Annotated in this window: 24 protein-coding genes; 17 read left to right on the top strand and 7 right to left on the bottom strand. The window is 56.6% G+C overall.

Translation table 11 applies throughout. From position 1 onward, the window contains the following. The first annotated feature begins 64 nt into the window (after positions 1-64). The 12 genes from ACWHWP_RS22120 (at position 65) to trpS (ending at position 10026) form a co-directional block, all read left to right on the top strand. Positions 65-841 (top strand): DNA utilization protein HofM, encoded by a 777-nt coding sequence (locus tag ACWHWP_RS22120; RefSeq protein ID WP_447856409.1) that lies wholly within the window; start codon positions 65-67, stop codon positions 839-841. Further along, positions 838-1326, top strand: coding sequence for a PilN domain-containing protein (locus ACWHWP_RS22115; protein ID WP_447856407.1), 489 nt, complete (start codon positions 838-840; stop codon positions 1324-1326). Before ACWHWP_RS22120 ends, ACWHWP_RS22115 begins: the two co-directional genes overlap by 4 nt. Positions 1327-1329: 3 nt before the next feature. Beyond that, positions 1330-1785 (top strand): HofO family protein, encoded by a 456-nt coding sequence (locus ACWHWP_RS22110; protein ID WP_447856405.1) that lies wholly within the window; start codon positions 1330-1332, stop codon positions 1783-1785. Positions 1786-1810: 25 nt separating this feature from the next. After that, positions 1811-2179, top strand: a complete 369-nt coding sequence (locus tag ACWHWP_RS22105) for a HofP DNA utilization family protein (RefSeq protein WP_447856403.1) — start codon at positions 1811-1813, stop codon at positions 2177-2179. Next, the gene (gene hofQ / locus ACWHWP_RS22100; protein WP_447856737.1) at positions 2106-3329 is read left to right on the top strand and encodes a DNA uptake porin HofQ; all 1224 of its coding nucleotides are present in this window, start codon (positions 2106-2108) and stop codon (positions 3327-3329) included. Before ACWHWP_RS22105 ends, hofQ begins: the two co-directional genes overlap by 74 nt. A gap of 286 nt (positions 3330-3615) precedes the next feature. After that, positions 3616-4137 (top strand): shikimate kinase AroK, encoded by a 522-nt coding sequence (aroK, locus tag ACWHWP_RS22095; RefSeq protein WP_003861630.1) that lies wholly within the window; start codon positions 3616-3618, stop codon positions 4135-4137. A gap of 56 nt (positions 4138-4193) precedes the next feature. Then, positions 4194-5282 carry a 3-dehydroquinate synthase gene (gene aroB, locus ACWHWP_RS22090; protein WP_063958054.1) on the top strand — a complete coding sequence of 363 codons (1089 nt, stop codon included), beginning with the start codon at positions 4194-4196 and terminating at the stop codon, positions 5280-5282. A 92-nt stretch (positions 5283-5374) separates the two neighbouring features. Beyond that, a complete protein-coding gene (gene damX, locus ACWHWP_RS22085; protein WP_063430384.1) occupies positions 5375-6676 on the top strand; it encodes a cell division protein DamX in 1302 nt (433 codons plus the stop codon). Positions 6677-6743: 67 nt separating this feature from the next. After that, a complete protein-coding gene (gene dam / locus ACWHWP_RS22080) occupies positions 6744-7556 on the top strand; it encodes an adenine-specific DNA-methyltransferase (RefSeq protein ID WP_047345751.1) in 813 nt (270 codons plus the stop codon). A gap of 41 nt (positions 7557-7597) precedes the next feature. Beyond that, positions 7598-8275 carry a ribulose-phosphate 3-epimerase gene (rpe, locus tag ACWHWP_RS22075; protein ID WP_024907923.1) on the top strand — a complete coding sequence of 226 codons (678 nt, stop codon included), beginning with the start codon at positions 7598-7600 and terminating at the stop codon, positions 8273-8275. Next, a complete protein-coding gene (gene gph / locus ACWHWP_RS22070) occupies positions 8268-9029 on the top strand; it encodes a phosphoglycolate phosphatase (protein WP_447856400.1) in 762 nt (253 codons plus the stop codon). Before rpe ends, gph begins: the two co-directional genes overlap by 8 nt. After that, the gene (gene trpS / locus ACWHWP_RS22065; RefSeq protein ID WP_063430386.1) at positions 9022-10026 is read left to right on the top strand and encodes a tryptophan--tRNA ligase; all 1005 of its coding nucleotides are present in this window, start codon (positions 9022-9024) and stop codon (positions 10024-10026) included. The genes gph and trpS overlap by 8 nt, the downstream gene beginning before the upstream one ends. 138 nt (positions 10027-10164) lie before the next feature. Here the strand turns inward: trpS and ACWHWP_RS22060 are convergent, their stop codons facing one another. The 4 genes from ACWHWP_RS22060 to nirB all read right to left on the bottom strand — a co-directional run bounded on the left by ACWHWP_RS22060 (position 10165) and on the right by nirB (position 14855). Next, a complete protein-coding gene (locus tag ACWHWP_RS22060) occupies positions 10165-10335 on the bottom strand; it encodes a YhfL family protein (protein ID WP_008503029.1) in 171 nt (56 codons plus the stop codon). 143 nt (positions 10336-10478) lie between these two features. Next, on the bottom strand, positions 10479-11852 hold the full coding sequence (gene cysG, locus ACWHWP_RS22055) for a siroheme synthase CysG (RefSeq protein ID WP_447856398.1): 1374 nt from the start codon (positions 11850-11852) through the stop codon (positions 10479-10481). Between the two features lie 136 nt (positions 11853-11988). Next, on the bottom strand, positions 11989-12315 hold the full coding sequence (gene nirD / locus ACWHWP_RS22050; protein ID WP_063430390.1) for a nitrite reductase small subunit NirD: 327 nt from the start codon (positions 12313-12315) through the stop codon (positions 11989-11991). Beyond that, on the bottom strand, positions 12312-14855 hold the full coding sequence (nirB, locus tag ACWHWP_RS22045) for a nitrite reductase large subunit NirB (protein WP_447856396.1): 2544 nt from the start codon (positions 14853-14855) through the stop codon (positions 12312-12314). Before nirB ends, nirD begins: the two co-directional genes overlap by 4 nt. A gap of 239 nt (positions 14856-15094) precedes the next feature. On the opposite strand from nirB, the gene ACWHWP_RS22040 reads away from it, so the two are divergent. Continuing rightward, on the top strand, positions 15095-16411 hold the full coding sequence (locus tag ACWHWP_RS22040) for a cytosine deaminase (protein ID WP_059311243.1): 1317 nt from the start codon (positions 15095-15097) through the stop codon (positions 16409-16411). 3 nt (positions 16412-16414) lie between these two features. On the opposite strand, the gene tsgA is transcribed toward ACWHWP_RS22040, so the two are convergent. Further along, the gene (gene tsgA / locus ACWHWP_RS22035; protein WP_447856394.1) at positions 16415-17599 is read right to left on the bottom strand and encodes an MFS transporter TsgA; all 1185 of its coding nucleotides are present in this window, start codon (positions 17597-17599) and stop codon (positions 16415-16417) included. Between the two features lie 278 nt (positions 17600-17877). Here tsgA and ppiA point away from each other — a divergent pair, with 278 nt between their 5' ends. From ppiA to argD, 4 genes are all read left to right on the top strand, one after another. Beyond that, positions 17878-18450: a peptidylprolyl isomerase A gene (gene ppiA, locus ACWHWP_RS22030; RefSeq protein WP_014885514.1), complete on the top strand. Its 573-nt coding sequence runs from the start codon at positions 17878-17880 to the stop codon at positions 18448-18450. Between the two features lie 106 nt (positions 18451-18556). Then, positions 18557-19141 (top strand): putative adenosine monophosphate-protein transferase Fic, encoded by a 585-nt coding sequence (locus tag ACWHWP_RS22025; protein WP_063958057.1) that lies wholly within the window; start codon positions 18557-18559, stop codon positions 19139-19141. Positions 19142-19171: 30 nt separating this feature from the next. Further along, positions 19172-19735 carry an aminodeoxychorismate synthase component 2 gene (gene pabA / locus ACWHWP_RS22020; RefSeq protein WP_059311246.1) on the top strand — a complete coding sequence of 188 codons (564 nt, stop codon included), beginning with the start codon at positions 19172-19174 and terminating at the stop codon, positions 19733-19735. Positions 19736-19821: 86 nt separating this feature from the next. Further along, a complete protein-coding gene (argD, locus tag ACWHWP_RS22015; RefSeq protein ID WP_186437540.1) occupies positions 19822-21042 on the top strand; it encodes a bifunctional acetylornithine/succinyldiaminopimelate transaminase in 1221 nt (406 codons plus the stop codon). On the opposite strand, the gene ACWHWP_RS22010 is transcribed toward argD, so the two are convergent. Continuing rightward, a complete protein-coding gene (locus ACWHWP_RS22010; RefSeq protein ID WP_264440032.1) occupies positions 21039-23126 on the bottom strand; it encodes a YccS/YhfK family putative transporter in 2088 nt (695 codons plus the stop codon). The genes argD and ACWHWP_RS22010 overlap by 4 nt on opposite strands. Before the next feature lie 57 nt (positions 23127-23183). Next, positions 23184-23816: a cAMP-activated global transcriptional regulator CRP gene (gene crp / locus ACWHWP_RS22005; RefSeq protein ID WP_000242758.1), complete on the bottom strand. Its 633-nt coding sequence runs from the start codon at positions 23814-23816 to the stop codon at positions 23184-23186. Between the last annotated feature and the right edge of the window lie 78 nt (positions 23817-23894).

The raw sequence follows: 23894 nt of genomic DNA, 5'->3' as shown, positions 1-23894 counted from the left end.
TAAAGGCAAGCCTGATGCATTGATATAGCCGTCAAGGTGACGGGCGATAAGGAGATCGTGAAGCATGGCTTTCAAAACATGGCAAACGGGCGTTCATATTCAACAGGATAGGGTGCTGATCGTCGCGTTGGTCCGGGAGAAGTCGGGCTGGTGTTTGCGCCGCTGGTGGGCAATTCCTCTGGCCGAAGGCATCATTCGTGACGGCAAGATTTGTCAGCCAGAACAGCTGGTTGATGCGTTGCGCGACTGGCGGAAAACGTTGCCGCACTCTCACAGGGTGTTTCTCTCTTTCCCGGCCGCGCGCACCCTGCAAAGGTCGCTTCCCCGCCCGGCCATTGCGCTGCGCGACAGCGAGCAGCTCTCATGGCTTGGCGGGGCACTCTCGCGCGAGCTGGAGGTCTCTGCAGAGACGCTCCGTTTCGATTACGCGCAGGACACCTTCAGCAATACCTTTCACGTCACTGCGGCACAAAATAACGAGGTCGAAACGCTTCTGACGCTGGGGAAAACGCTGCGTTTGCGGCTGGTGACCATTACCCCGGATGCCAGCGCGCTGAAGAATCTTCTTCCTGCCGTGGCCCCGGCGCAGTGTGTCGCCTGGCGGGACGAGGAGCAGTGGCTCTGGGCAATGCGCCACCAGTGGGGCCGCCGCGTTGCCGCGGAAGCAGAAAACGTGGCTGAGCTGTCGGCGCTGCTGGCCCTTGGTCCGGATGACATCGCGCTGTTTGATAGCCGACGTGACCCGTGGGAAACCCTGGAACGCTGCCATGCCCCGTTACCGGAATGCGGCGCTGATTATACCGTTGCGCTGGCGCTGGCGATGAGTCAGGTGCCCGAATGAGCATCACGAACCTTCTGCCGTGGCGGCAGCAGCGGCGCGCGCGATACCTGCGTTTCTGGGGCGCGATGTTTTTCGGCACAGCGCTGGTGATGCTTATGGTCATTTTTTGTCTGCGGATGACCCATCTCATGCGCCTGCATGCCCTGCAAACGGATCTGGCGGGAACACAATCCGTGCAGCACGTGCTGGCCTCTCGCCAGAGGCTCGCTACACAAACGCAGATGCCTGCGCGTCAGCAACGCCAGTGGCAACCGGTGCTGGAAACACTTTCCAGCGCCATTCCTGCACAGGTCTGGCTGACGGAACTGCGCTATCAGCCGCCTGCGCTGATGCTGACCGGGTATGCCGCAACCCTGCCAGCCCTGTCCGCCCTGCATGATGCGCTTGGGAAAATCGCCGGTTTTACGCCCGGGACGGCGGGCGAGCTTCGGCAGGATAATCAGGGGCGCTGGATGTTTACCTTTCATCTTAAAAGCGAGGGATAACGCGTGAATACCCTGTTGGAACGCTGGTGCGAGAGTCGTTCCTGGATTCGGGTGCTCTGCTGGTACCTGGGGAGTCTCCTGGCAGCATTGGCCGCGTGGGGCATCTTGCTCAGACCGTTAGACCAGCAGTGTGCTGAACGACAACGCCAGCTTATCCAGGACGTAAGGGCAAACGCGGCGTTATGGCCTGCGGTCAGAAAGGCGCCGTTTCACCCGGAAATGACGGAAGTACGGGAGCTGACGCCGTTTTCACCGCTCGATTTTCAGGACAATGGCACGACGCTGGTTCACTGGAAGCCGCTGCCGAACGGAGGAGAACTGGCGCTGGAGGTTGAGTGGCCGGCGATCCCGGGGCTTTTTTCCCGGCTGGCGCAGCGGGACGTGCAGGTCGCAGCTTTCGCTATTTCGTCAGAAGGTAAGGCGCTACGCCTGCGGCTGGAGCTGAATCATGCGAAATAGCGCGCGATATTTGCTGGTTTGCTCAGTGTTGCTCTTAACAGGCATGCGCGATCCGTTTCGCCCGCCGGACGATCCTTGCGCCATTGGCGAACTGGCGCAATGGCACTATCGCGGCATGGTGGGAGGAGGTCAGGCTATTGGCATCTTACAGGATGGGCAAAAGCGCTGGTACCGCCTGAAAGCGTACGAACGCTTCCCGGCGGGCTGGCAGATAACAGCCATCAATGAATCTGAGCTGGTTGTTGATGTGGGTGATACCTGTGAACCCGTCCGATGGACGTGGCAACGAGAAGGAACGGATAAAAATGAATTTACGGATAATGCTGTGGCTGCTGGCGTTCAGCCATCCGCTGTGGGCCGCCGCGCCGAAGCCGGTCACGCTGGTGGTGGATGACGTCCCTGTGGTCCAGGTGCTGCAGGCGCTGGTCGCACAGGAGAGCCGTAATCTGGTGGTATCGCCTGATGTCAGCGGCACGCTTTCGCTCAATCTGACGCGCGTCCCCTGGCGGCAAGCGCTACAGACGGTTGTCTCCAGCGCCGGGCTCGTTTTGCGAGAGGAAGGGGGCATTTTTTATGTTCATACCGCAGCGTGGCAGCGTGAACAGCAGGAACGTTCTGAGCAGGAGCGGACGCGTCGACAGCTTGATGCACCGCTGGTCTCACAGAGCATCTCTTTTTCCTATGCCGATGCCGCAGACCTGCAAAAAGCCGCAGAAAAACTCCTGAGCCCAAAGGGGAGCTTATCCGTCGACAAACGTACCAACCGCCTGCTGATCCGGGATAACCAGACGGTGGTGGATACGCTCCAGCGCTGGGCCGCTCAGATGGATATTCCCGTCGAGCAGGTGGAGCTGGCTGCGCACATTGTGACCATTACTGAAAAAAGTCTGCGCGAGCTGGGGGTGAAGTGGAATCTCGCCGACGCCACCGACGCGGGCAAGGTCGGACAGCTCACGACGCTTGGCGGCGATCTTTCTGTGCCTGGCGCCACCAGCCACGTGGGTTTTAATATCGGGCGAATCAACGGTCGGCTGCTGGATCTGGAGCTGTCTGCGCTGGAGCAAAAACAGCAGGTCGATATCATCGCCAGCCCGCGGCTGCTGGCCTCGCATATGCAACCGGCCAGTATTAAGCAGGGCAGTGAAATTCCGTATCAGGTCTCAAGCGGTGAAAGCGGCGCGACCTCCGTTGAGTTCAAAGAGGCGGTATTGGGAATGGAGGTGACACCGGTGGTATTGCCGGGGGGACGCGTGCGCCTGAAATTACACATCAGCGAAAATATGCCAGGACAGGTGCTGCAGCAGGCTGACGGTGAAACGCTGGCTATCGACAAACAGGAGATAGAAACGCAGGTTGAGGTAAAAAATGGAGAAACGCTGGCGCTGGGCGGAATTTTTTCGCAGAAGAACAAAACCGGCACTGACAGCGTACCGGGGCTGGGTAGCATTCCCTGGATTGGGGCGCTTTTTCGCCATGACGGGAAAGATAACGAACGACGCGAGTTAGTGGTGTTTATTACACCACGTCTGGTCGCTATTCACTGACGGGTGACGATCTCCGCAATGATTTTGCATTCAGTTTGTTGCAGAAGTTTGACGTGGGGCATGAATTAGCATACAAGGAGTACCGATTTGAGTTGGACTTACGTCTTATTACCTTATGCGCCCGGCGCGGTGATTTAATCAGTTGCCAAACAAGCCGGAGTATTGAGATAATTTTTAGTCTGACTCTCGCTCTATTGCATATGAGGTTTCAGTTCATGTCCTGCTACGCTGGGTGTCTGCGAAGCGGGGATTACCATTAACGAATAGTCTTAGTAGTACCGATAAAATGGCAGAGAAACGCAATATCTTTCTGGTTGGGCCTATGGGTGCCGGCAAAAGCACTATTGGGCGTCAGTTAGCTCAACAACTCAATATGGAATTTTACGATTCTGATCAAGAGATTGAGAAACGAACCGGAGCTGATGTGGGCTGGGTTTTCGACGTAGAAGGCGAAGAAGGTTTCCGTGACCGAGAAGAAAAAGTGATCAACGAACTCACGGAAAAACAGGGCATCGTTCTGGCAACAGGCGGCGGCTCTGTGAAATCTCGCGAAACCCGCAACCGTCTCTCCGCCCGTGGCGTAGTGGTCTATCTTGAGACGACCATTGAGAAACAGCTGGCACGTACGCAGCGCGATAAAAAGCGCCCGTTGCTGCAGGTTGAAACGCCACCACGCGAAGTTCTGGAAGCGTTGGCCGATGAACGCAATCCGCTGTATGAAGAGATTGCCGATGTGACCATTCGTACTGACGATCAGAGCGCTAAAGTGGTTGCAAACCAGATTATTCATATGCTGGAAAGCAACTGATTCTGGCTTTATATACACTCGCCTGCGGGTAAAGCATTAAAGGTGGATGTCGCGTCATGGAGAGGATTACAGTTACTCTCGGGGAACGTAGTTACCCTATCACCATCGCGGCTGGTTTGTTTAACGATCCAGCTTCCTTTTTACCACTGAAAGCGGGTGATCAGGCGATGCTGGTCACCAATGAGACGCTGGCTCCGCTTTATCTCGACCGCGTGCGCCACCTGCTTGAGCAGGCGGGCGTTAAAGTCGACAGTGTGATTCTCCCCGATGGCGAGCAGTATAAAAGCCTGACGGTACTGGATACCGTCTTTACCGCATTGCTGCAAAAACCGCACGGTCGCGATACAACACTGCTTGCCCTGGGCGGCGGTGTTGTGGGCGATCTGACCGGCTTTGCGGCCGCAAGCTATCAACGTGGTGTCCGCTTTATTCAAATCCCGACCACGTTACTGTCTCAGGTCGACTCCTCTGTGGGTGGCAAAACGGCAGTCAACCATCCGCTCGGTAAAAACATGATTGGCGCGTTCTACCAGCCCGCATCGGTGGTGGTGGATCTCGACTGTCTGAAAACCCTGCCGAAGCGCGAGCTGGCTTCCGGTCTGGCGGAAGTGATCAAATACGGCATTATTCTGGATGGCGAGTTCTTTAACTGGCTTGAAGAGAATATGGATGCGTTGTTGCGCCTGGACGAGGCTAAACTGGCATACTGCATTCGTCGTTGCTGTGAGCTGAAAGCAGAAGTTGTCGCGGCAGACGAGCGTGAAACGGGCTTACGTGCTTTACTGAATCTTGGGCATACGTTTGGTCACGCGATTGAAGCCGAAATGGGTTACGGTAACTGGCTGCACGGTGAAGCCGTTGCGGCCGGAATGGTAATGGCTGCCCGCACCTCTGAACGTCTTGGACAGTTCAAGCCGGAAGAGACGGCACGCATCATTGCGCTGCTTGAGCGTGCAGGTTTGCCGGTAACCGGGCCGCAGGAGATGTCGGCGCAAGCGTATTTACCCCACATGATGCGCGATAAAAAAGTATTGGCAGGTGAGATGCGTCTTGTACTCCCGCTTGCAATAGGGAAGAGTGAAGTGCGCGGCGGAGTGCCGCACGATGTCGTTCTTGGCGCTATCGCTGATTGTCAGCAGGCGTAACAACTAGAAAGGTCAGGCCACTGTTGCAGGTGGTCGTTTAGCTTCAGGTGAAATGCAAAGTCGTTGGCATAAGCCTTTGAGTGGGGTGTTAAATGGATGAATTCAAACCAGAAGACGAGCTGAAACCCGATCCCAGCGATCGTCGTACTGGTCGTTCTCGTCAATCTTCAGAACGTGATAACGAGCCGCAGATCAACTTTGACGATGTTGATCTGGATGCAGACGATCGTCGCCCTTCGCGCAGCCGCAACGCGCACGAGGAGCGAGAAGAAGAGGATTATGAGTCCGAAGAAGATTCAATGGACGAACAGCCTGTAGAGCGTCGCCCGCGTAAACGTAAAAAAGCCGCTGCGCCAAAACCGGCTTCCCGCCAGTACATCATGATGGGCCTTGGCGTTTTGGTGCTTGTGCTGCTGATTGTCGGCATTGGCTCCGCGCTAAAAGCACCGTCAACGAACTCAACCGAGCAAACCGCTTCCGCCGAGAAGAGCATTAACCTTTCCGGTAACGATGCGTCCAATCAGGCGAATGGCGCACAGCCTGCACCGGGTACCACTTCTGCAGAGCAGACTGCTGGTAACACAACAACGCCGCAGGATGTTTCTCTGCCGCCCGTTTCCTCTACCCCTGCTCAGGGTCAGGCACCTGCTACGCCTGAAGGCCAGCAGCGCGTAGAAGTTCAGGGAGACCTGAACAATGCGCTGACGCAGCCGCAGAACCAGCAGCAGGTTGATAACGTCGTGGTTAACTCTACGCTGCCAACTGAACCTGCAACCGTTGCCCCGATTCGCGGCGGTAACGCTCAGCCGCAAACGGCCGCGACGGAAACCAAACCGCGCCAGACGCAAACTGCGACACGTCCTGAACGTAAGCAGGCGGTGATTGAGCCTAAGCGCGAAACTAAACCTCAGGCAGTGGTAAAAGCGCCTGAAGTGAAAGCCGTACCGGCACAGCCGAAACACACTGAAACGGCTGCGGTGAGCGAGCCTGCTAAAGCGCCAGTCACGCAGACTGCGCCGAAAGCAACGGCGACCACCACGGCACCGGCTGCTACGGCTGCGCCTGCCGCAACGGCAACAGCATCCAGCAGCGCGGCAGGTAAAACTGCAGGTAACGTCGGTTCGCTGAAGTCTGCGCCATCCAGCAACTACACGCTGCAGCTGAGCAGTTCGTCTAACTATGACAACCTCAACGGTTGGGCGAAGAAATCCAATCTGAAAAACTATGTTGTTTATCAGACGACCCGTAACGGTCAGCCGTGGTATGTGCTGGTCAGCGGTGTGTATGCTTCCAAAGATGAAGCAAAACGTGCCGTGGCGACGCTGCCAGCAGACGTGCAGGCGAAAAACCCGTGGGCGAAGCCGATTCATCAGGTTCAGGCCGATCTGAAGTAATGTTTAAAGCGCAGGATGCTGTCGGAGCTTTCTCCACAGCCGGAGAAGGTGTAATCAGTTAGTCAGCATGAAAAAAAATCGCGCTTTTCTGAAATGGGCAGGGGGGAAATACCCCCTGCTCGATGATATTAAAAAGCACCTGCCGAAAGGCGAGTGTCTTATCGAGCCTTTCGTGGGTGCGGGATCGGTGTTCCTGAACACCGATTTTTCTCGTTATATCCTGGCGGATATCAACAGCGACCTTATCAGCCTCTATAACATCGTTAAGCATCGTACCGATGAGTATGTCGCAGAGGCGCGTGCACTGTTTACGCCTGAGAACAATAACCCGGACGTTTACTACCAGTTCCGTGCGGAGTTTAACCAGAGTCAGGATCCGTTCCGCAGGGCGCTGCTGTTCCTCTATCTCAACCGTCATGGTTACAACGGCCTGTGCCGTTATAATCTTCGTGGGGAATTTAACGTGCCTTTTGGCCGCTATAAGCGTCCCTATTTCCCGCAGGACGAGCTGTATCACTTTGCCGAAAAAGCACAGCATGCCGAGTTTCACTGCCTCTCGTATGAAGAGTGTATGGAACTGGCAGGCGTAAACTCGGTGGTTTACTGCGATCCCCCTTACGCGCCGCTGTCGGCGACGGCGAACTTCACCGCCTATCACACCAACAGCTTCAGCCCGGCCGAACAGGCCCGTCTGGCGGAGATGGCGGAAAAGCTGGTCAGCAAAAGAATTCCGGTGTTAATTTCAAATCACGATACCCCTGATACACGCGAATGGTACAAAGCCGCGAAGCATTTTCAGGTTAAAGTGCGGCGTAGCATTAGCAGCAACGGCGGCACACGTAAAAAGGTGGACGAACTCCTGGCTCTTTATCGCCCCTGAGCCGTTTTGCCCGCCGGTAAACACATTTCAAGGAGATGCGGATGAAACAGTTTTTGATTGCTCCCTCAATTCTGTCGGCCGATTTTGCCCGCCTGGGTGAAGATACCGCTAAAGCTCTCGCGGCTGGCGCAGATGTCGTCCATTTCGACGTTATGGATAACCACTACGTCCCCAATCTGACCATTGGTCCAATGGTGCTTAAGGCGCTGCGCAACTACGGCATTACCGCCCCGATTGACGTCCATCTGATGGTGAAACCTGTCGACCGTATCGTGCCGGATTTCGCCGCAGCGGGCGCCAGCATCATCACCTTCCATCCGGAAGCTTCTGAACATGTGGATCGCACCCTGCAGCTGATCAAAGAGAACGGCTGCAAGGCGGGTCTGGTATTTAACCCGGCCACGCCGCTGAGCTATCTCGACTATGTGATGGATAAGCTGGACGTCATTTTGCTGATGTCCGTTAACCCTGGCTTTGGCGGTCAGTCGTTCATTCCTCACACGCTGGATAAGCTGCGTGAAGTACGCCGTCGCATTGATGAGTCAGGTTACGATATTCGCCTTGAAGTAGACGGCGGTGTGAAAGTGAATAACATTGGTGAAATTGCGGCAGCGGGCGCGGATATGTTCGTTGCAGGTTCAGCGATTTTCGACCAACCGGATTACAAAAAAGTCATTGATGAAATGCGCCGCGAGCTGGCGAAGGTAAGTCATGGATAAGTTGCAGGCAATTCGGGGTGTGGCATTCGACCTCGACGGCACGCTGGTTGACAGCGCGCCGGGCTTAACGAGTGCCGTCGACCAGGCGCTGTATGCCCTTGAACTGCCCGTTGCGGGCGAAGAGCGCGTCGTCACGTGGATTGGCAACGGCGCCGATGTGCTGATGGATCGCGCGTTGACGTGGGCGCGCCAGGAGCGCGCGTCGCAGCGTTCCGCGCAGGGTAAACCGAGCGTCGATGGTGCCGATATCCCGCAGGAAGAGCAGCTGCGCATTCTGCGCAAACTGTTCGATCGTTTCTATGAAGAGACCGTCGAGGAGGGCAGTTTCCTCTTCCCGGACGTTACGGAAACGCTGAGCGCGCTGCACGCGAAGGGCATTCCTCTGGGGCTGGTGACCAACAAACCGACGCCGTTTGTGGCACCCCTGCTTGAAGCGCTGGATATCGCGAAGTACTTCTCCGTGATTGTGGGCGGCGACGATGTGCAAAACAAAAAGCCGCATCCGGAACCGCTGCTGCTGGTGGCAGGAAAATTATCCTTAACACCTGCTGAGCTGCTCTTTGTCGGTGATTCGCGCAATGATATTCTGGCTGCCCGAGCGGCTGGATGTCCTTCCGTCGGATTAACCTATGGCTACAACTACGGTGAGGCCATCACGCTAAGTGAGCCGGATGTTGTGTTCGACCACTTCAAAGATTTGTTGCCCGCACTCGGGCTTTCGCACAGTGAACATCAGGAATTGAATAATGACTAAGCCCATCGTTTTTAGTGGCGCACAGCCTTCAGGTGAATTGACCATTGGTAACTACATGGGTGCGTTACGTCAGTGGGTCAGCATGCAGGATGACTACCATTGCATTTACTGCATCGTCGATCTCCATGCAATTACCGCCCGTCAGGATCCTGAGAAGCTGCGCAAAGCCACGCTGGACACCCTCGCCCTGTATCTGGCCTGTGGGATCGATCCTGAGAAGAGCACCATTTTTGTTCAGTCCCATGTGCCAGAGCATGCACAGCTGGGCTGGGCGCTGAACTGCTACACCTATTTCGGTGAACTGAGCCGCATGACCCAGTTCAAGGATAAATCCGCGCGCTACTCTGAAAACATCAACGCCGGTCTGTTTGACTATCCGGTGCTGATGGCGGCAGACATCCTGCTGTACCAGACTAACCAGGTGCCGGTGGGCGAAGACCAGAAGCAGCATCTCGAGCTGAGCCGCGATATTGCCCAGCGCTTCAACGCGATCTACGGCGATGTCTTTAAGGTGCCAGAGCCGTTTATTCCGAAATCCGGCGCGCGCGTGATGTCGCTGCTGGAGCCAACCAAGAAGATGTCCAAGTCTGACGATAACCGCAACAACGTTATCGGCCTGCTGGAAGATCCGAAATCGGTGGTCAAAAAGCTCAAGCGCGCGGTGACCGACTCCGACGAGCCGCCTGTGGTGCGCTACGACGTGCAGAATAAAGCGGGCGTCTCCAACCTGCTGGATATTCTCTCCGGTGTTACCGGCCAGAGCATTTCTGAGCTGGAACAGCACTTTGAAGGGAAGATGTACGGCCACCTGAAAGGCGAAGTGGCAGATGCCGTTTCCGGCATGCTGACTGAGCTGCAGGAGCGTTATCACCGCTATCGCAACGATGAAGCTTTCCTGCAGAAAGTGATGAAAGAGGGCGCGGAAAAAGCCAGCGCGCGCGCGTCCGAAACCCTGAAAGCGGTGTACGAAGCGATTGGGTTTGTGGGTAAACCTTAAGCCTGCTTTGCCGGGTGGCGCTGACGCTTACCCGGCCTACGAGGTCATGTAGGTCGGGTAAGGCGGAGCCGCCACCCGACAAAAAACCACCCTAATAAAAAACCGGGAAGCCCCGGTTTTTTTACGCCTGTAAAACGCTTACTGCTGTGCCGCCGGGCCGCAACCACCGATGATCTTTGAAATGGAGATCGCCGGGTGCAGCAGGTAATCGTAGCTGCAGTTATTTTTGGTGTTCTGTACGTGACCGGTGCAGGCCGTCAGAGTGGATAACAGGCCGACCAGAACGGCGGCTTTTGCCAGTTTGAACATACGCATTCCTTGTCTTAAAAACGAAAATTGGATGTAACTCAAGGGAATAAAGGGAAAATCTCCACTTCGGGGCGGTATGTTATCGACAGCGGTAAGAGGGGAGTAGTCCGCTTAAGGACTACTCCGGAAAGGAAGAATATGCGTTAGTGATTCGAGAACCAGTTGAGTTTATCGCGCAGTTCGACCACGCGCCCAACTACAATCAGCGCCGGGCTTTCGACCTGCTGCGCCAGTTCGCCTAGCTGCGTCAGCACCCCATCCACCACGCGCTGCGTAATGACGGTACCGTTTTCGATCAGCGCGACGGGCATATCTGACTCCATGCCATGCTCCAGCAGCTTCGCCTGGATTGTGGCAGCCTGGTTCAGCCCCATGTAGAACACCAGCGTCTGCTTTTCGGCTGCCAGGTTATGCCAGTCCAGCTCGCTGCCGGTCTTCAGGTGGCCCGTCACCAGGCGCACGCTCTGGGCGTAATCCCGGTGGGTCAGCGGAATGCCAGAGTAAGCCGAGCAGCCGGATGCCGCCGTAATCCCAGGCACGACGGAGAAGGGAATACCCGCGTCGCACAGGGTTTCCAGCTCTTCGCCTCCGCGACCAAAGATAAACGGATCGCCCCCTTTCAGACGCACCACGCGTTTGCCCTTTTGCGCCTCGCGCAGCAGGATCTGGTTAATCTCTTCCTGCGGAACGCAGTGGTAGCCCGCGCGTTTGCCGACGAAGACGCGGTCGGCGTCGCGACGCACCAGGTTCATGATGTCATCAGAGACCAGACGATCGTAAACCACAATATCCGCCTGCTGGATCTGCTGTAGCCCTTTCAGGGTCAGTAACCCTGCGTCGCCAGGGCCTGCGCCCACCAGCACTACTTCACCGCGATGGTCCAGCGGTTCAGAGAATAGCTGCGCCGTTGTCTCTTCAACCGCTTTGCTGTCCTGATTCGCCAGCGACTGCGCCAGCCTGTCGTTCACGAAGAATTTTTCCCAGAAGCGTCGACGCTCGCCAACGGTCGCGAAGGTTTGCTTCACGCGGGAACGCAGCTGCCCCGCGTAGTGGGCAATCTGACCGAGGTGCTGTGGCAATACGGCTTCCAGCTTTTCCCGCAGCAGGCGCGCCAGAACGGGCGAGCGGCCGCCGGACGATACCGCGATCATCAGCGGCGAACGGTCGATAATCGACGGCATGATGAAGCTGGCCTCTTTCGGCGCATCCACCACGTTGCAGAAGATCCGGCGCGCTTCGCAGGCGTCGCTGACGCGCTGGTTCACTGCATCGTCATCCGTCGCGGCAATGGTCAGCCAGCAGGTATCCAGCAGGGATTCATTAAACTCCCCCTGCTCCAGCGTAAGCATCCCTTCCTGCGCCCAGACGTCAAACTGGGGGGAGAAGGCAATGGCGTTGACGGTCAGTCGGGCGCCAGCCTCTAACAGCAGGCGCGCTTTGCGCTCAGCCACGTCGCCGCCGCCCACAAGCAGGCAGTCGCGGTGGCGTAATTGACAAAAAATCGGCAGGTGATCCACGACGTTACCTCGCAGTATTCATGGAGGGGGTAAGAATTGACGTCAGGATAACAGCAGGAATCGTACAGAACATACGGTTTTTCCTGCCGTTACCCATAAGGGGTCATAAGCTTTTCATATTGAAAAGGCGAGGGAATTAGCCTTTCAGCTGCACCTTGCCGTCCTTCACGCGGGCGTCGTAGTGCTTCACAGAGAAGCTTTCATCTTCCATGCAGTGCCCGTCGCTTAAACGGAAACGCTGCTTTTTCAACGGACTGGCGACCCAGAGCTCACCCTGATGTTCCGCAATCAGTCCACGGGAGAGCACGCTGGCCTCGAAGAACGGGTCGATATTGCTGATGGCAAAAACCTGTTCATCGCGGCGAGGGCGGAAAATCGCAACCTGCTCGCTGCCCAGCAGCGCGCACACGCCGGTTGCGGGGATAATGTCGTTAATATCGCAAATGTTTATCCACTGGCTCATGCGTTTTCCTCCACCAGCGTAACCGGAATACGTTCATACGGCGTTGCTGGACGATGCTGTTCACGCTCTGGCACAACCTGTACGTTCGGGTCGCGCTGGGTGCTGTTGATAAAGTGTTTGAAGCGGGTCTGTGCCGCCGGGCTATTAACGGTTTCAGTCCACTCGCAGATAACCGCCGCGCGCAGGCGAGCCATCTCGGCTTCCAGATGTTCGTTCAGGCCCAGCTTGTCGTCGATGATGACCGCTTTCAGGTAGTCGATACCGCCTTCCAGGTTATCGAGCCAGGAGGCCGTACGGGTCAGCTTATCGGCGGTACGGATGTAGAACATCATGAAGCGGTCGAGATACTGAATCAGCGTATCGTGGTCGAGATCCGCGGCCAGCAGGTCCGCATGGCGTGGCTTCATCCCGCCGTTACCGCAGACGTACAGGTTCCAGCCTTTTTCGGTGGCGATAATACCCACGTCTTTACCCTGCGCTTCCGCACATTCACGGGTACATCCGGAGACGCCGAACTTCATTTTGTGCGGCGTACGGATGCCTTTGTAGCGGTTTTCCAGCTCCACGCCGAAGCCCACGCTGTCACCGACGCCGTAGCGGCACCAGGTGCTGCCCACGCAGGTTTTCGCCATACGCAGCGCTTTGGCATACGCGTGGCCGGTTTCGAAGCCAGCTTCAATCAGCTGACGCCAGATTTCCGGCAGATCGTCTTTCTGCGCGCCAAACAGGCCGATGCGCTGGGAACCGGTGATTTTGGTGTACAGGTTAAATTCACGTGCAATGCGGCCCACCGCGACCAGCCCTTCCGGCGTAATTTCGCCACCGGCGGAACGTGGGATGACGGAGTAGGTGCCGTCTTTCTGAATGTTTGCCAGGAAGTTGTCGTTGGTATCCTGCAGCGGCGTGTGTTCCGGTTTGAGCACGTACTCGTTCCAGCAGGAGGCCAGCAGTGACCCGACGGTCGGTTTACACACTTCGCAGCCGTAGCCCTGGCCGTGTTTCGCCAGCAGTTCGTCGAAGGATTTGATGCCTTCCACGCGGATCAGGTGGTAAAGCTCCTGGCGAGAGTACGCAAAGTGCTCGCACAGGTTGTTGTTCACTTCGATACCCTGTTTCGCAAGCTCGGCGTTCAGCACCTGAGTGACCAGCGGAATACAGCCGCCGCAGCCGGTACCGGCTTTGGTTTCCGCTTTCAGCGCCGCCACGGTGTGGCAGCCTTTGTTGATGGCTGAAATCAGCATGCCTTTGGTGACGTCGAAGCAGGAGCAGATCTGCGCGCTGTCCGGCAATTTATCCACGCCGATAGAGGGCTTACCGCTGGAGGCGTGCGCCGGCAGGATCAGCGCGTCCGGGTTCTCCGGCAGTTCGATAGCATTCAGCACCAGCTGCAGCAGGTTGCCGAAGTCGCTGGTATCGCCCACCAGCACCGCGCCGAGCAGGGTTTTGTTGTCCTGGCTGACGATCAGGCGTTTGTAGACCTCTTTGCTTTCATCGAGATAAACGTAGCTGCGAGCGCCAGGCGTGCGGCCATGCGCATCGCCAATACCGCCAACGTCCACGCCCAGCAGCTTCAGCTTGGCGCTCAGGTCCGCGCCTTCGAAGGCGTTTTCAGTGCCGAGGATATGGTCCACGGCAACCTGCGCCATTTTGTAACCCGGCGCGACCAGACCATACACGCGGTTGTTCCAGCTGGCGCATTCGCCAATCGCGTAGATATCCGGGTCTGAGGTCTGGCAGGTATCGTTAATCATGATCCCGCCGCGCTGGGCGACGGCCAGGCCGCACTGGGTTGCCAGCTTGTCGCGCGGGCGAATACCGGTGGAGAAGACGATGAAGTCGACTTCCAGCTCGCTGCCGTCGGCAAAGCGCATGGTTTTGCGCGCCTCGGTGCCTTCCTGGACGATCTCTTTGGTGTTTTTGCTGGTGTGAACCTTCACGCCCATGCTTTCGATTTTACGACGCAGCTGATCGCCACCCATGTGGTCCAGCTGTTCGGCCATCAGCATTGGGGCAAATTCGATGACGTGGGTTTCAACGCCGAGGTTTTTCAGCGCGCCCGCGGCTTCCAGGCCCAACAGGCCGCCGCCGACCACCGCGCCGCGCTTGCTTCGACGTGCGCAGGACTCAATGGCGTTGAGATCTTCAATGGTACGATAAACGAAGCAATCCTGAGTTTCTGAGCCTTTAATCGGTGGGATCCACGGATAGGAGCCCGTCGCCATAATCAGCTTGTCGTAAAAAACCGTACGCCCGGCGCTGGAGTGGATCACTTTTTCCTGACGGTTGATGGTGATAGCGCGTTCGCCTACCAGCACTTTTACGCCATGCTTCTCGTAGAAACCTTCGCGCACCAGAGAGAGCTCTTCGGCGGTATGATGGGAGAAGTAGGAAGACAAGTGCACACGGTCGTACGCCTTGCGGGGTTCTTCACAGAACACGGTAATATCGAACTGCTCAGCATCGGCTTTATCGAGAAGATCCTCAATAAAGCGGTGGCCGACCATGCCGTTACCGATGATAGCGAGTCTGACTTTGCTCATTATTGCCTCGATTTCTTTTCTATTACTGCCTACCTTAACGATTCAGCAGGGGCGCTTATTGATGCAAATCAAATACGCCTTCGCCTACCCCTTAGGTGGTATGCGACTGATTTGTCAGGATTTTTATAAGTGGCGGAAATCGCAGGCTTTTCGTGTTCGTTGAATTTGTGTACAAATCAGGGGCGGTTTTGCAAAAATCGATACGCCTGAATATCAGCTGCGTTTTTTAGGGGAAAGGTATGTCTACAACACCGTTATGGCTTGTTCAGAATGTTCGTTTACCGGGTCGGGAAGGGCTGTGGCAGCTTGCCATTGAGAACGGGCGATTTGGTGACATCACCCCAATGGACGATACTCATGCCGAAAGTTATGAAGTACTGAATGCGCGCGGTGGGCTGGCTATTCCCCCGTTCATCGAGCCGCATATCCATCTTGATACCACCCAGACGGCGGGCGAGCCGAACTGGAACCAGTCCGGAACGCTGTTTGAGGGCATTGAGCGCTGGGCGGAGCGCAAGGCGCTGCTCAGCCATGACGATGTGAAAGCGCGTGCCTGGAAAACGCTGAAGTGGCAAATCGCCAACGGCATTCAGTTTGTCCGCACCCACGTGGATGTCTCCGACCCGACGCTCACCGCCCTGAAGGCGATGCTGGAGGTGAAGCAGGAGGTTGCGCCGTGGGTGACGCTGCAAATCGTCGCGTTCCCGCAGGAGGGCATTCTCTCTTACCCGAACGGCGCGGCGCTGCTGGAAGAAGCCTTAAAGCTGGGAGCCGACGTGGTGGGGGCGATCCCACACTTCGAGTTCACCCGCGAGTACGGCGTCCAGTCGCTGCATATCGCGTTTGACCTGGCGAAGAAATATGACCGTCCGCTGGATATCCACTGCGATGAAATTGACGACGAGCAGTCGCGGTTTGTCGAGACGGTGGCAACGCTGGCGTATGAGGCCGGTATCGGCCAACGCGTGACGGCAAGCCACACCACCGCCATGCACTCCTACAACGGCGCGTACACCTCGAGGCTTTTCCGCCTGCTGAAGATGTCGGGAATTAACTTCGTCGCTAACCCGCTGGTCAACATCCACCTGCAGGGTCGCTTTGACGACTATCCGAAGCGTCGCGGTATCACCCGCGTGAAAGAGCTGCAGGAAGCGGGCATTAACGTCTGCTTCGGGCATGACGATGTGTTTGATCCGTGGTACCCGCTTGGTACCGGCAACATGCTGCAGGTGCTGCATATGGGGCTGCACGTCTGCCAGATGATGGGGTATCCGCAAATCGACAGCGGCCTGAATCTGATAACCCATAACAGCGCCCGGACCTTTGGCCTGAGCGATTACGGCATTGAAACGGGAAACCCGGCGAATCTGATTATTCTGCCTGCGGAGAGCGGGTTTGAAGCGGTGCGCTGTCAGGTGCCGGTGCGCTGGTCCATTCGACAGGGGCGCGTGATTGCCACCACGCAGCTGGCGCAGACCTGGATCCAGATGGATATCGGGGGAGAAGAGGTGAGCTTTGCCAGAAACAGCCCCTCTGCCGAGCGCAAAGGGGCGTAGGGATTAGTGAGACGCCGCTGCCGCGTTGTGCTGGCGGTGGCGGGTCACGAAGCCCAGAACGAAGCACATGATAAACACCACGGCGTACAGACCGTTCGCGGTGTGCAGCGCCGCCAGCGGACCGCTGTGGGCGACGATCGGGCCCGTGACCACGAAGGTCAGCATGGTGCCGATGGTACCGCAGGTCAGGACGAAGTTAACCAGCTTCGGCGAGGCCACTTTGGTCTGCAGAGAGCCCAGGGTAATGATCGAGGTGTAGATCGCGCTGGAGAAGAAGCCCAGGGTCAGAATGAACCACGGCATATGCTCCGGCGAACCGTTGATGAACAGATACATCAGCACGGTGGCCAGGCCCGCCAGCACGGTCAGAATACGCTGCAGGTCGAAGAAGCGCAGGATGAAGCTAAACGCCCACATGCCGAACATGTAAGACATCCAGAAATCGCTCACCAGCTTACCCGCGTCGTTCAGGCTCATGCCCAGGCCTTTCGCATACTCCGGTACCCAGGAGATAAAGCCCAGCTGGCCCAGGATGTAGCACAGTGCGGCAATGGAGAGGAACAGCACGCCGATGCCCCATTTCTCTTTCGCGACGGGTTCTGCGGTAGTCTGCGCTTTTTTGCCCAGCACCGGGAACTCACAGCCGAAGGTCAGAATAAAGATTGCCACGTAGACCAGGCCGATGCAGGCATAAACCCAGTACCACTCAATGCTGCGGGCCAGCAGAACGGCGGCGACCATCGGGAAGATCATTCCGGCCATGCTGAAGAAAGAGTCGGTAAACAGCAGGCGCGCGCCGCGTTGACGGCCTTCATACATATGGGTAATAAGGAAGGTCCCGATCGACATGGTGATACCGCTGACCAGACCGAGCACGAACATGGCGGCGGAGAACAGGGCGATGCTGTGGCTCAGCATCAGGCCCGCCACGGCGGCGAGCATCAGCACAAAACCAAAGCGCAGCTGGGTTTTCAGCGGCACGATCTCCATCAGCCAGGCATTCAGGAAGATGGAGATCAGGATCCCCGCGTTGAGGAAGGTGAAGGTGTTACTCATGCTGGAAACGGGCAGCTGGAAGTAGTCTGCGATATTTCCCATCACCATCCCGGTGACGATCACCAACGCGCCGGTCAGGGCGTAGGAGAAGAAGCTGATCCATGTGAGCTTGATGCGATTGCTGTTAGTCATGTCTGGCCTGTTCAAAAAAAGAAAAGCGCCCATCGGGCGCTGAGAGCGGGCAGATTTTAGACATTAAAGTGATCTATTCATATCTTTTAAGAGAAATTAGAACTTCATTGCAGGTTTTTATGTGATCACGATCACATAAAAAGCCGCAAATACCAATCGTTTGCGCGGTTACAACTGTTTCAATTTCGTAAAATTAGGTAAAAGGCTGGTCTCCGTTCATACTGCTCTTTAGAATCAAGCCATTCGCTTTTTATACTGCGCTTTGTTAAGGAATTCTCATGCTCAAATCAACACTGGCGGCTGTCGCAGCTGTGTTTGCTCTTTCTGCCGTTTCCCCTGCTGCGCTGGCAGCAAAAGGAGACCCTCACGTTCTGCTGACCACCTCCGCCGGGAACATTGAGCTGGAACTGAACAGCCAGAAAGCCCCTGTTTCCGTGAAAAACTTCCTCGACTATGTGAACAGTGGTTTCTACAACAACACCACTTTCCACCGCGTGATCCCAGGCTTTATGATTCAGGGCGGCGGCTTCAACGAGCAGATGCAGCAGAAACAGCCGAACCCGCCGATTAAAAACGAAGCGGACAACGGCCTGCTGAACAAGCGCGGGACCATTTCTATGGCGCGTACGGCGGATAAAGACAGCGCGACCAGTCAGTTCTTCCTCAACGTGGCCGATAACGCCTTCCTGGATCACGGTCAGCGTGATTTCGGTTATGCCGTTTTCGGTAAAATTGTGAAAGGAATGGATGTGGCTGATAAGATTTCTCAGGTGCCTACCCATGACGTCGGCCCGTACCAGAATGTGCCGTCAAAACCGGTGGTTATCCTCTCCGCGAAAGTGCTGCCGTAATTGTCTTAAATACGGGCGATCCTCGCCCGTATGATTTAGCCCTCCCTGCGAAAGCGCGTTTTGCTGCTTATACTTGTGGCAAACGGACTATTCAGGGAGGCGTTAAGTGAAAAAACTCACCGATAAGCAAAAATCCCGTCTCTGGGAGCAGCAGCGTAACGTCAATCTTCAGGCCAGTTGTCTCCTTGAAAAAGGTATTGGTCCCTCAGAACCCCATATTGAGACGCTGGAGCTTGGGCCTCCCGCGCCCGGGTTACCCCATCTGTGCCTCATTCATCGACACCTGTATCGCAGTGAAATGAAGGGGGCAGGCGAGTTCCGTACCGACGATATTTTTAAGGGCGATATTCCGTTCTGCCATTTCGAATACATCGAAAAGATGGGTAACGAGCTGATGGCGGCGCTGGAAAGCGAGAAGTATCTGGCTGGCCTTGAGAAAGCGGCGTTTGTTGACAGAATTAGCCACTATTACTGCGAAATCAATATGCTGCATCCTTTTATGCGCGGCAACGGTATTGCCCAACGCGTTTTCTTCGAGCAGCTGGCCATTCATGCGGATTACGCCCTGGACTGGCGCGATATCGATCCCGAGCAGTGGGTCGCCGCTAACCGAAGTGGCGCAACGGGTGATTTGTCCGCGCTGAGCGCGATCTTTGCCAAAGTAGTGAGCGAAGCGCGGGAATCTGAGTAGAATAGGGCGGCATTTTTTTCGGGAGCCGCCATGATTCTGCTGATTGATAACTACGATTCCTTCACCTGGAACCTTTACCAGTATTTTTGTGAACTGGGTGCAGAGGTGGTTGTCCGCCGCAACGACGAGATCGATCTCGCCGATATTGAGACGCTGGCTCCGCAGAAAATCGTGATTTCACCCGGGCCGTGTACGCCGTCGGAGTCGGGTGTTTCTCTGGATGTCATCCGGCACTATGCCGGCAAGCTGCCGATTCTGGGCGTCTGCCTGGGCCACCAGGCGATTGCCCAGGCGTTTGGCGCTACCATCGTGCGTGCCGCGAAAGTGATGCACGGCAAAACCTCTCCGGTCACTCACGCCGGTACCGGAGTATTTACGGGGCTTAATAATCCTTTAACCGTGACGCGCTACCATTCGCTGGTGATTGACCCACCGACGCTGCCTGAGTGCTTTGACGTGACGGCCTGGAGCGAGTCGCAGGAGATCATGGGGATTCGCCACCGCGAATGGGATCTCGAAGGCGTGCAGTTCCACCCGGAAAGCATCCTCAGCGAACAGGGGCACGCGCTGCTGGCAAATTTCCTCAATCGCTGAATATCTGTTGCCTTGCCGTGATTTTTTATGCATATTTTGTGATTATATTTTCACAATTGATGTGACATAAAATGGATGGGCATGACATGGCAACTGAACAACCAGCAATTACCCGCGCGACATTCGATGAAGTGATTCTGCCGATTTATGCACCGGCTGAGTTTATCCCGGTGAAGGGAAAAGGCAGCCGCGTCTGGGATCAGCAGGGTAAAGAGTACGTGGATTTCGCGGGCGGGATTGCGGTTACGGCGCTCGGTCATTGCCATCCTGCGCTGGTGGACGCGCTGAAAACCCAGGGCGAAACCCTGTGGCACACCAGCAACGTGTTCACCAACGAACCGGCGCTGCGTCTAGGCCGCAAGATCATTGATGCCACGTTTGCCGAGCGCGTGCTGTTTATGAACTCCGGCACCGAAGCCAACGAAACCGCCTTCAAGCTGGCGCGCTACTACGCCACCACGCGCCACAGTCCGTACAAAACCAAAATTATCGCTTTCCACAATGCCTTCCACGGGCGCTCCTTCTTTACCGTCTCCGTTGGCGGTCAGCCGAAGTATTCCGACGGTTTTGGCCCGAAACCGGCCGACATTGTCCACGTGCCGTTTAACGATCTGCATGCGGTGAAAGCGGTAATGGACGATCACACCTGCGCGGTGGTGGTGGAGCCTATTCAGGGCGAAGGCGGCGTGACGGCGGCCACGCCGGAATTCCTGAAAGGGCTGCGCGAACTGTGCGACGAGCATCAGGCGCTGCTGGTCTTTGATGAAGTTCAGTGCGGAATGGGCCGTACCGGGGATCTGTTTGCCTACATGCACTACGGCGTGACGCCGGATATTCTGACCAGCGCCAAAGCGCTCGGCGGCGGCTTCCCGGTGAGTGCAGTATTGACGACCCAGGATATCGCCTCCGCGTTCCACGTGGGCTCTCACGGCTCTACCTACGGCGGCAACCCGCTGGCGAGCGCTGTGGCGGGTGCCGCGTTTGATATTATCAACACGTCTGAGGTGTTGAACGGCGTGAACGCGAAGCGCGAGCTGTTCGTAAAACACCTGCAAAAGATTGACGACCAGTACGACGTGTTCAGCGAGATCCGCGGGATGGGGCTGCTGATTGGTGCCGAGCTGAAGCCGCAGTACAAAGGCCGCGCGCGCGATTTCCTGCACGCCGCCGCCCACGAAGGGGTGATGGTGCTGAACGCGGGTCCGGACGTGATGCGTTTTGCACCGTCGCTGGTGGTGGAAGACAAAGACATTGAAGACGGGTTAACCCGTTTTGCCGCTGCGGTCGCGAAGATCGTAAAAGGTTAATACGCCGTCCGCTTCAGCCTGCGGGTGAGCCAAATCCCGTGATGTGGACGCTGACGCCATGCCACCGACGAAATGGTGTGCATGGTGTTCAGATGCCCCAGAATGCGCTGTAAATGCTGCTCCAGGGTGCTCATGGGCCCGTGGGTTAACGTCTCCGGCGCTTCCAGAATGTTCGAATCTCCCGACTCGCCCGGCGAGTCATATTCCAGGCGCTGCTGACATCGCTGCAGCGCAATTTCACACGACTGCAGGTAACGTTGGGCCAGGTCTGGCGTCAGCATCGTGTGCTCGCGCGCCAGCGTTGTCATGGCGTTAATATGCTCGACGATAAACTGGCTGTGCGTCACCCAGAGCTTCATGTCCGCCAGATAGTGCGAGTTAAAGCCCGGCTCCTGCATCGCCTGGTTGAGCGAGTTAAACAGGGCGTTATGCGCCTGGTTGACCTTCATGCGCTGATAGGCCAGCGGGGAGGGCTGCGGGTCGTCGCTCAGGATCAATCGAATGGCCTGCTGGTCGGCCTCCAGCGCGTCGTGGGCGTTCTGCCTGAGCAGCCCGCTTTGCCACTGCGGCCACAGCCAGACCATGCCGCCAAAGGCAATCAGGCAGCCAATGAGGGTATCAATCAGCCTGGCGACAATAAACTGTTCACCATTGAGCGTGAGCAGCTGCAGGGTATACACCGCCGTCACCGTAAAGCCCACCATCGCCCAGCCGTAGTTTTTGCGGATAATCAGGTAGCTCACCAGCGTAATCGCTAACATCCCTGCCAGGGTATAACCTTCCGGCACGTGGAAGTGCAGCGTCACGCCCGCAATAATCAGCCCCGCCATCGTTCCGCCGGCCCGGTGCAGAATACGCACCCGCGTGGCGCCGTAGCCGTTCTGGGTGACAAACAGCACGGTCATTAAGATCCAGTAGGGTTTCGGCAGATGCAGCGCCATGCCCATCAGGCTGGCGGTACTGAGCATTACGCTGATCCTGGCGGCGTTACGCAGGGCGGATGATTTAAGAGAAAGATAGCTTCTGAGCGCGGGCAGTAGCGGCAGCCGCTTTTGCTTATCCGCCATCAGATCGCGGGGATAAAGCGGGCGCTGCGTGCGCAGCACGCGGGCGATGCGGCTGAAGTGCCAGGCGGCAAACTGGCCAACCGGGTTATCCGGATGCTGGCGTGCGATTTTCTCCAGCGCGCCGAGCTGTTTTTCCATGTTAAAGCGCGTGGGGTAGCGGTGGTAGAGAATATCGTCAGCCAGGACCCGCAGACGTGCCGATACGGTCTGCGCGTTCCAGCGGATCACCGCTTCGGCGTGGCTGCGCTCGACCAGCTTTTGTACCTCCTGCGGATGGTGAAGGCTAACGGAGATATGTTCCTGCAGATCGAGCCCGACCTGGAAGGTGCGCAGCAGCCGTTTGTATTCGTGGTTCTTGTTGGCGGCGAGCATGTGCAGCTGCTGATAGCACTGGCTTATCAAATCCACCACCTTTTGCTGGCGCGTCAGCAGAGGCGGCAAGGATTTTTCCGGATCGGTATGCTGGGTGAGCAGGGTATATTTGGCTTCGCAGTAATCCGCCAGCTGCACATAGAGCAGGCTCAGGGATTCGCGCAGCGGCTGTTCGCGCCACAGCCAGAACCAGAACCAGTTGAACAGCCCGTACCACAGCGTCCCCAGAGCGTAGATCAGCAGCGGCTCCCACACCGGCATATTCCCGGCGAGGCTCAGCGTGAAAATGGCCGCAATCAGCGAGGCGGGAAGCAGGCGGGCGTGCAGCGAGCTGATTTCGGCGGTGACGCCGAGGGTCATGGCCAGCACGGTCAGGATCAGCGGCAGCGGGATGTCCCGGGCAAGCAGAAGCTGTACGGCGAGGCTGCAGCCCGCAAACAGGCAGCCGCCAATAGTCAGACGTTTGAAAAAGCGCTTATGCGGCGTGTCCAGACCGGCGATGTTGCAGCAGGCGGGCACGAGAGAAAACAGCAGACCTTGCTGAAGATGTCCGAGGATCAAGCCCACGGCCACAGGAAGACACAACACCAGCGTTTGTCGCAGTGCGTAGTTAACTTCGGGGTGATAGATCAGCCTGCGCCACATGGGGAGTAGAGACAAAAACGGCGTGACACCCTGCGGTGACACGCCGTTTAAGCGGAATTAACGCGTTCCGTAGACCACGATGGTTTTACCGTGGGCGGAGATCAGGTTTTGATCTTCCAGCATTTTCAGGATACGGCCCACTGTCTCACGGGAACAACCGACGATCTGACCAATTTCCTGACGGGTAATTTTAATTTGCATGCCGTCCGGGTGGGTCATTGCGTCTGGCTGTTTCGCCAGGTTCAGCAGCGTTTGTGCAATACGGCCAGTTACGTCCAGGAAGGCGAGGTTACCCACTTTCTCAGAGGTGACCTGCAGACGGCGCGCCATCTGGGAAGAAAGACGCATCAGGATGTCAGGGTTAACCTGAATCAGCTGACGGAACTTCTTGTAAGAAATTTCAGCCACTTCACATGCTGTCTTTGCACGAACCCAGGCGCTACGTTCCTGGCCCTCTTCAAACAGGCCCAGTTCACCGATGAAATCGCCCTGGTTCAGATAAGAAAGGATCATCTCTTTCCCTTCTTCATCTTTGATCAGCACTGCCACCGAGCCTTTAACGATGTAATACAACGTTTCCGCTTTTTCACCCTGGTGAATCAGCGTGCTCTTCGATGGGTACTTATGAATGTGGCAATGAGACAAGAACCATTCGAGAGTCGGGTCTGTTTGCGGTTTGCCAAGCACCATGCGCTGTTATCCTCTGTTATAAGCTGTCACCAGAGTCATCAGATGCATCCGGACTCTGGGGTTGCAATCGAATTCTTA

Source organism: Enterobacter sp. WI-ESBL-E8, assembly GCF_053364895.1.
This window is presented reverse-complemented; position numbering and strand designations above follow the sequence as displayed.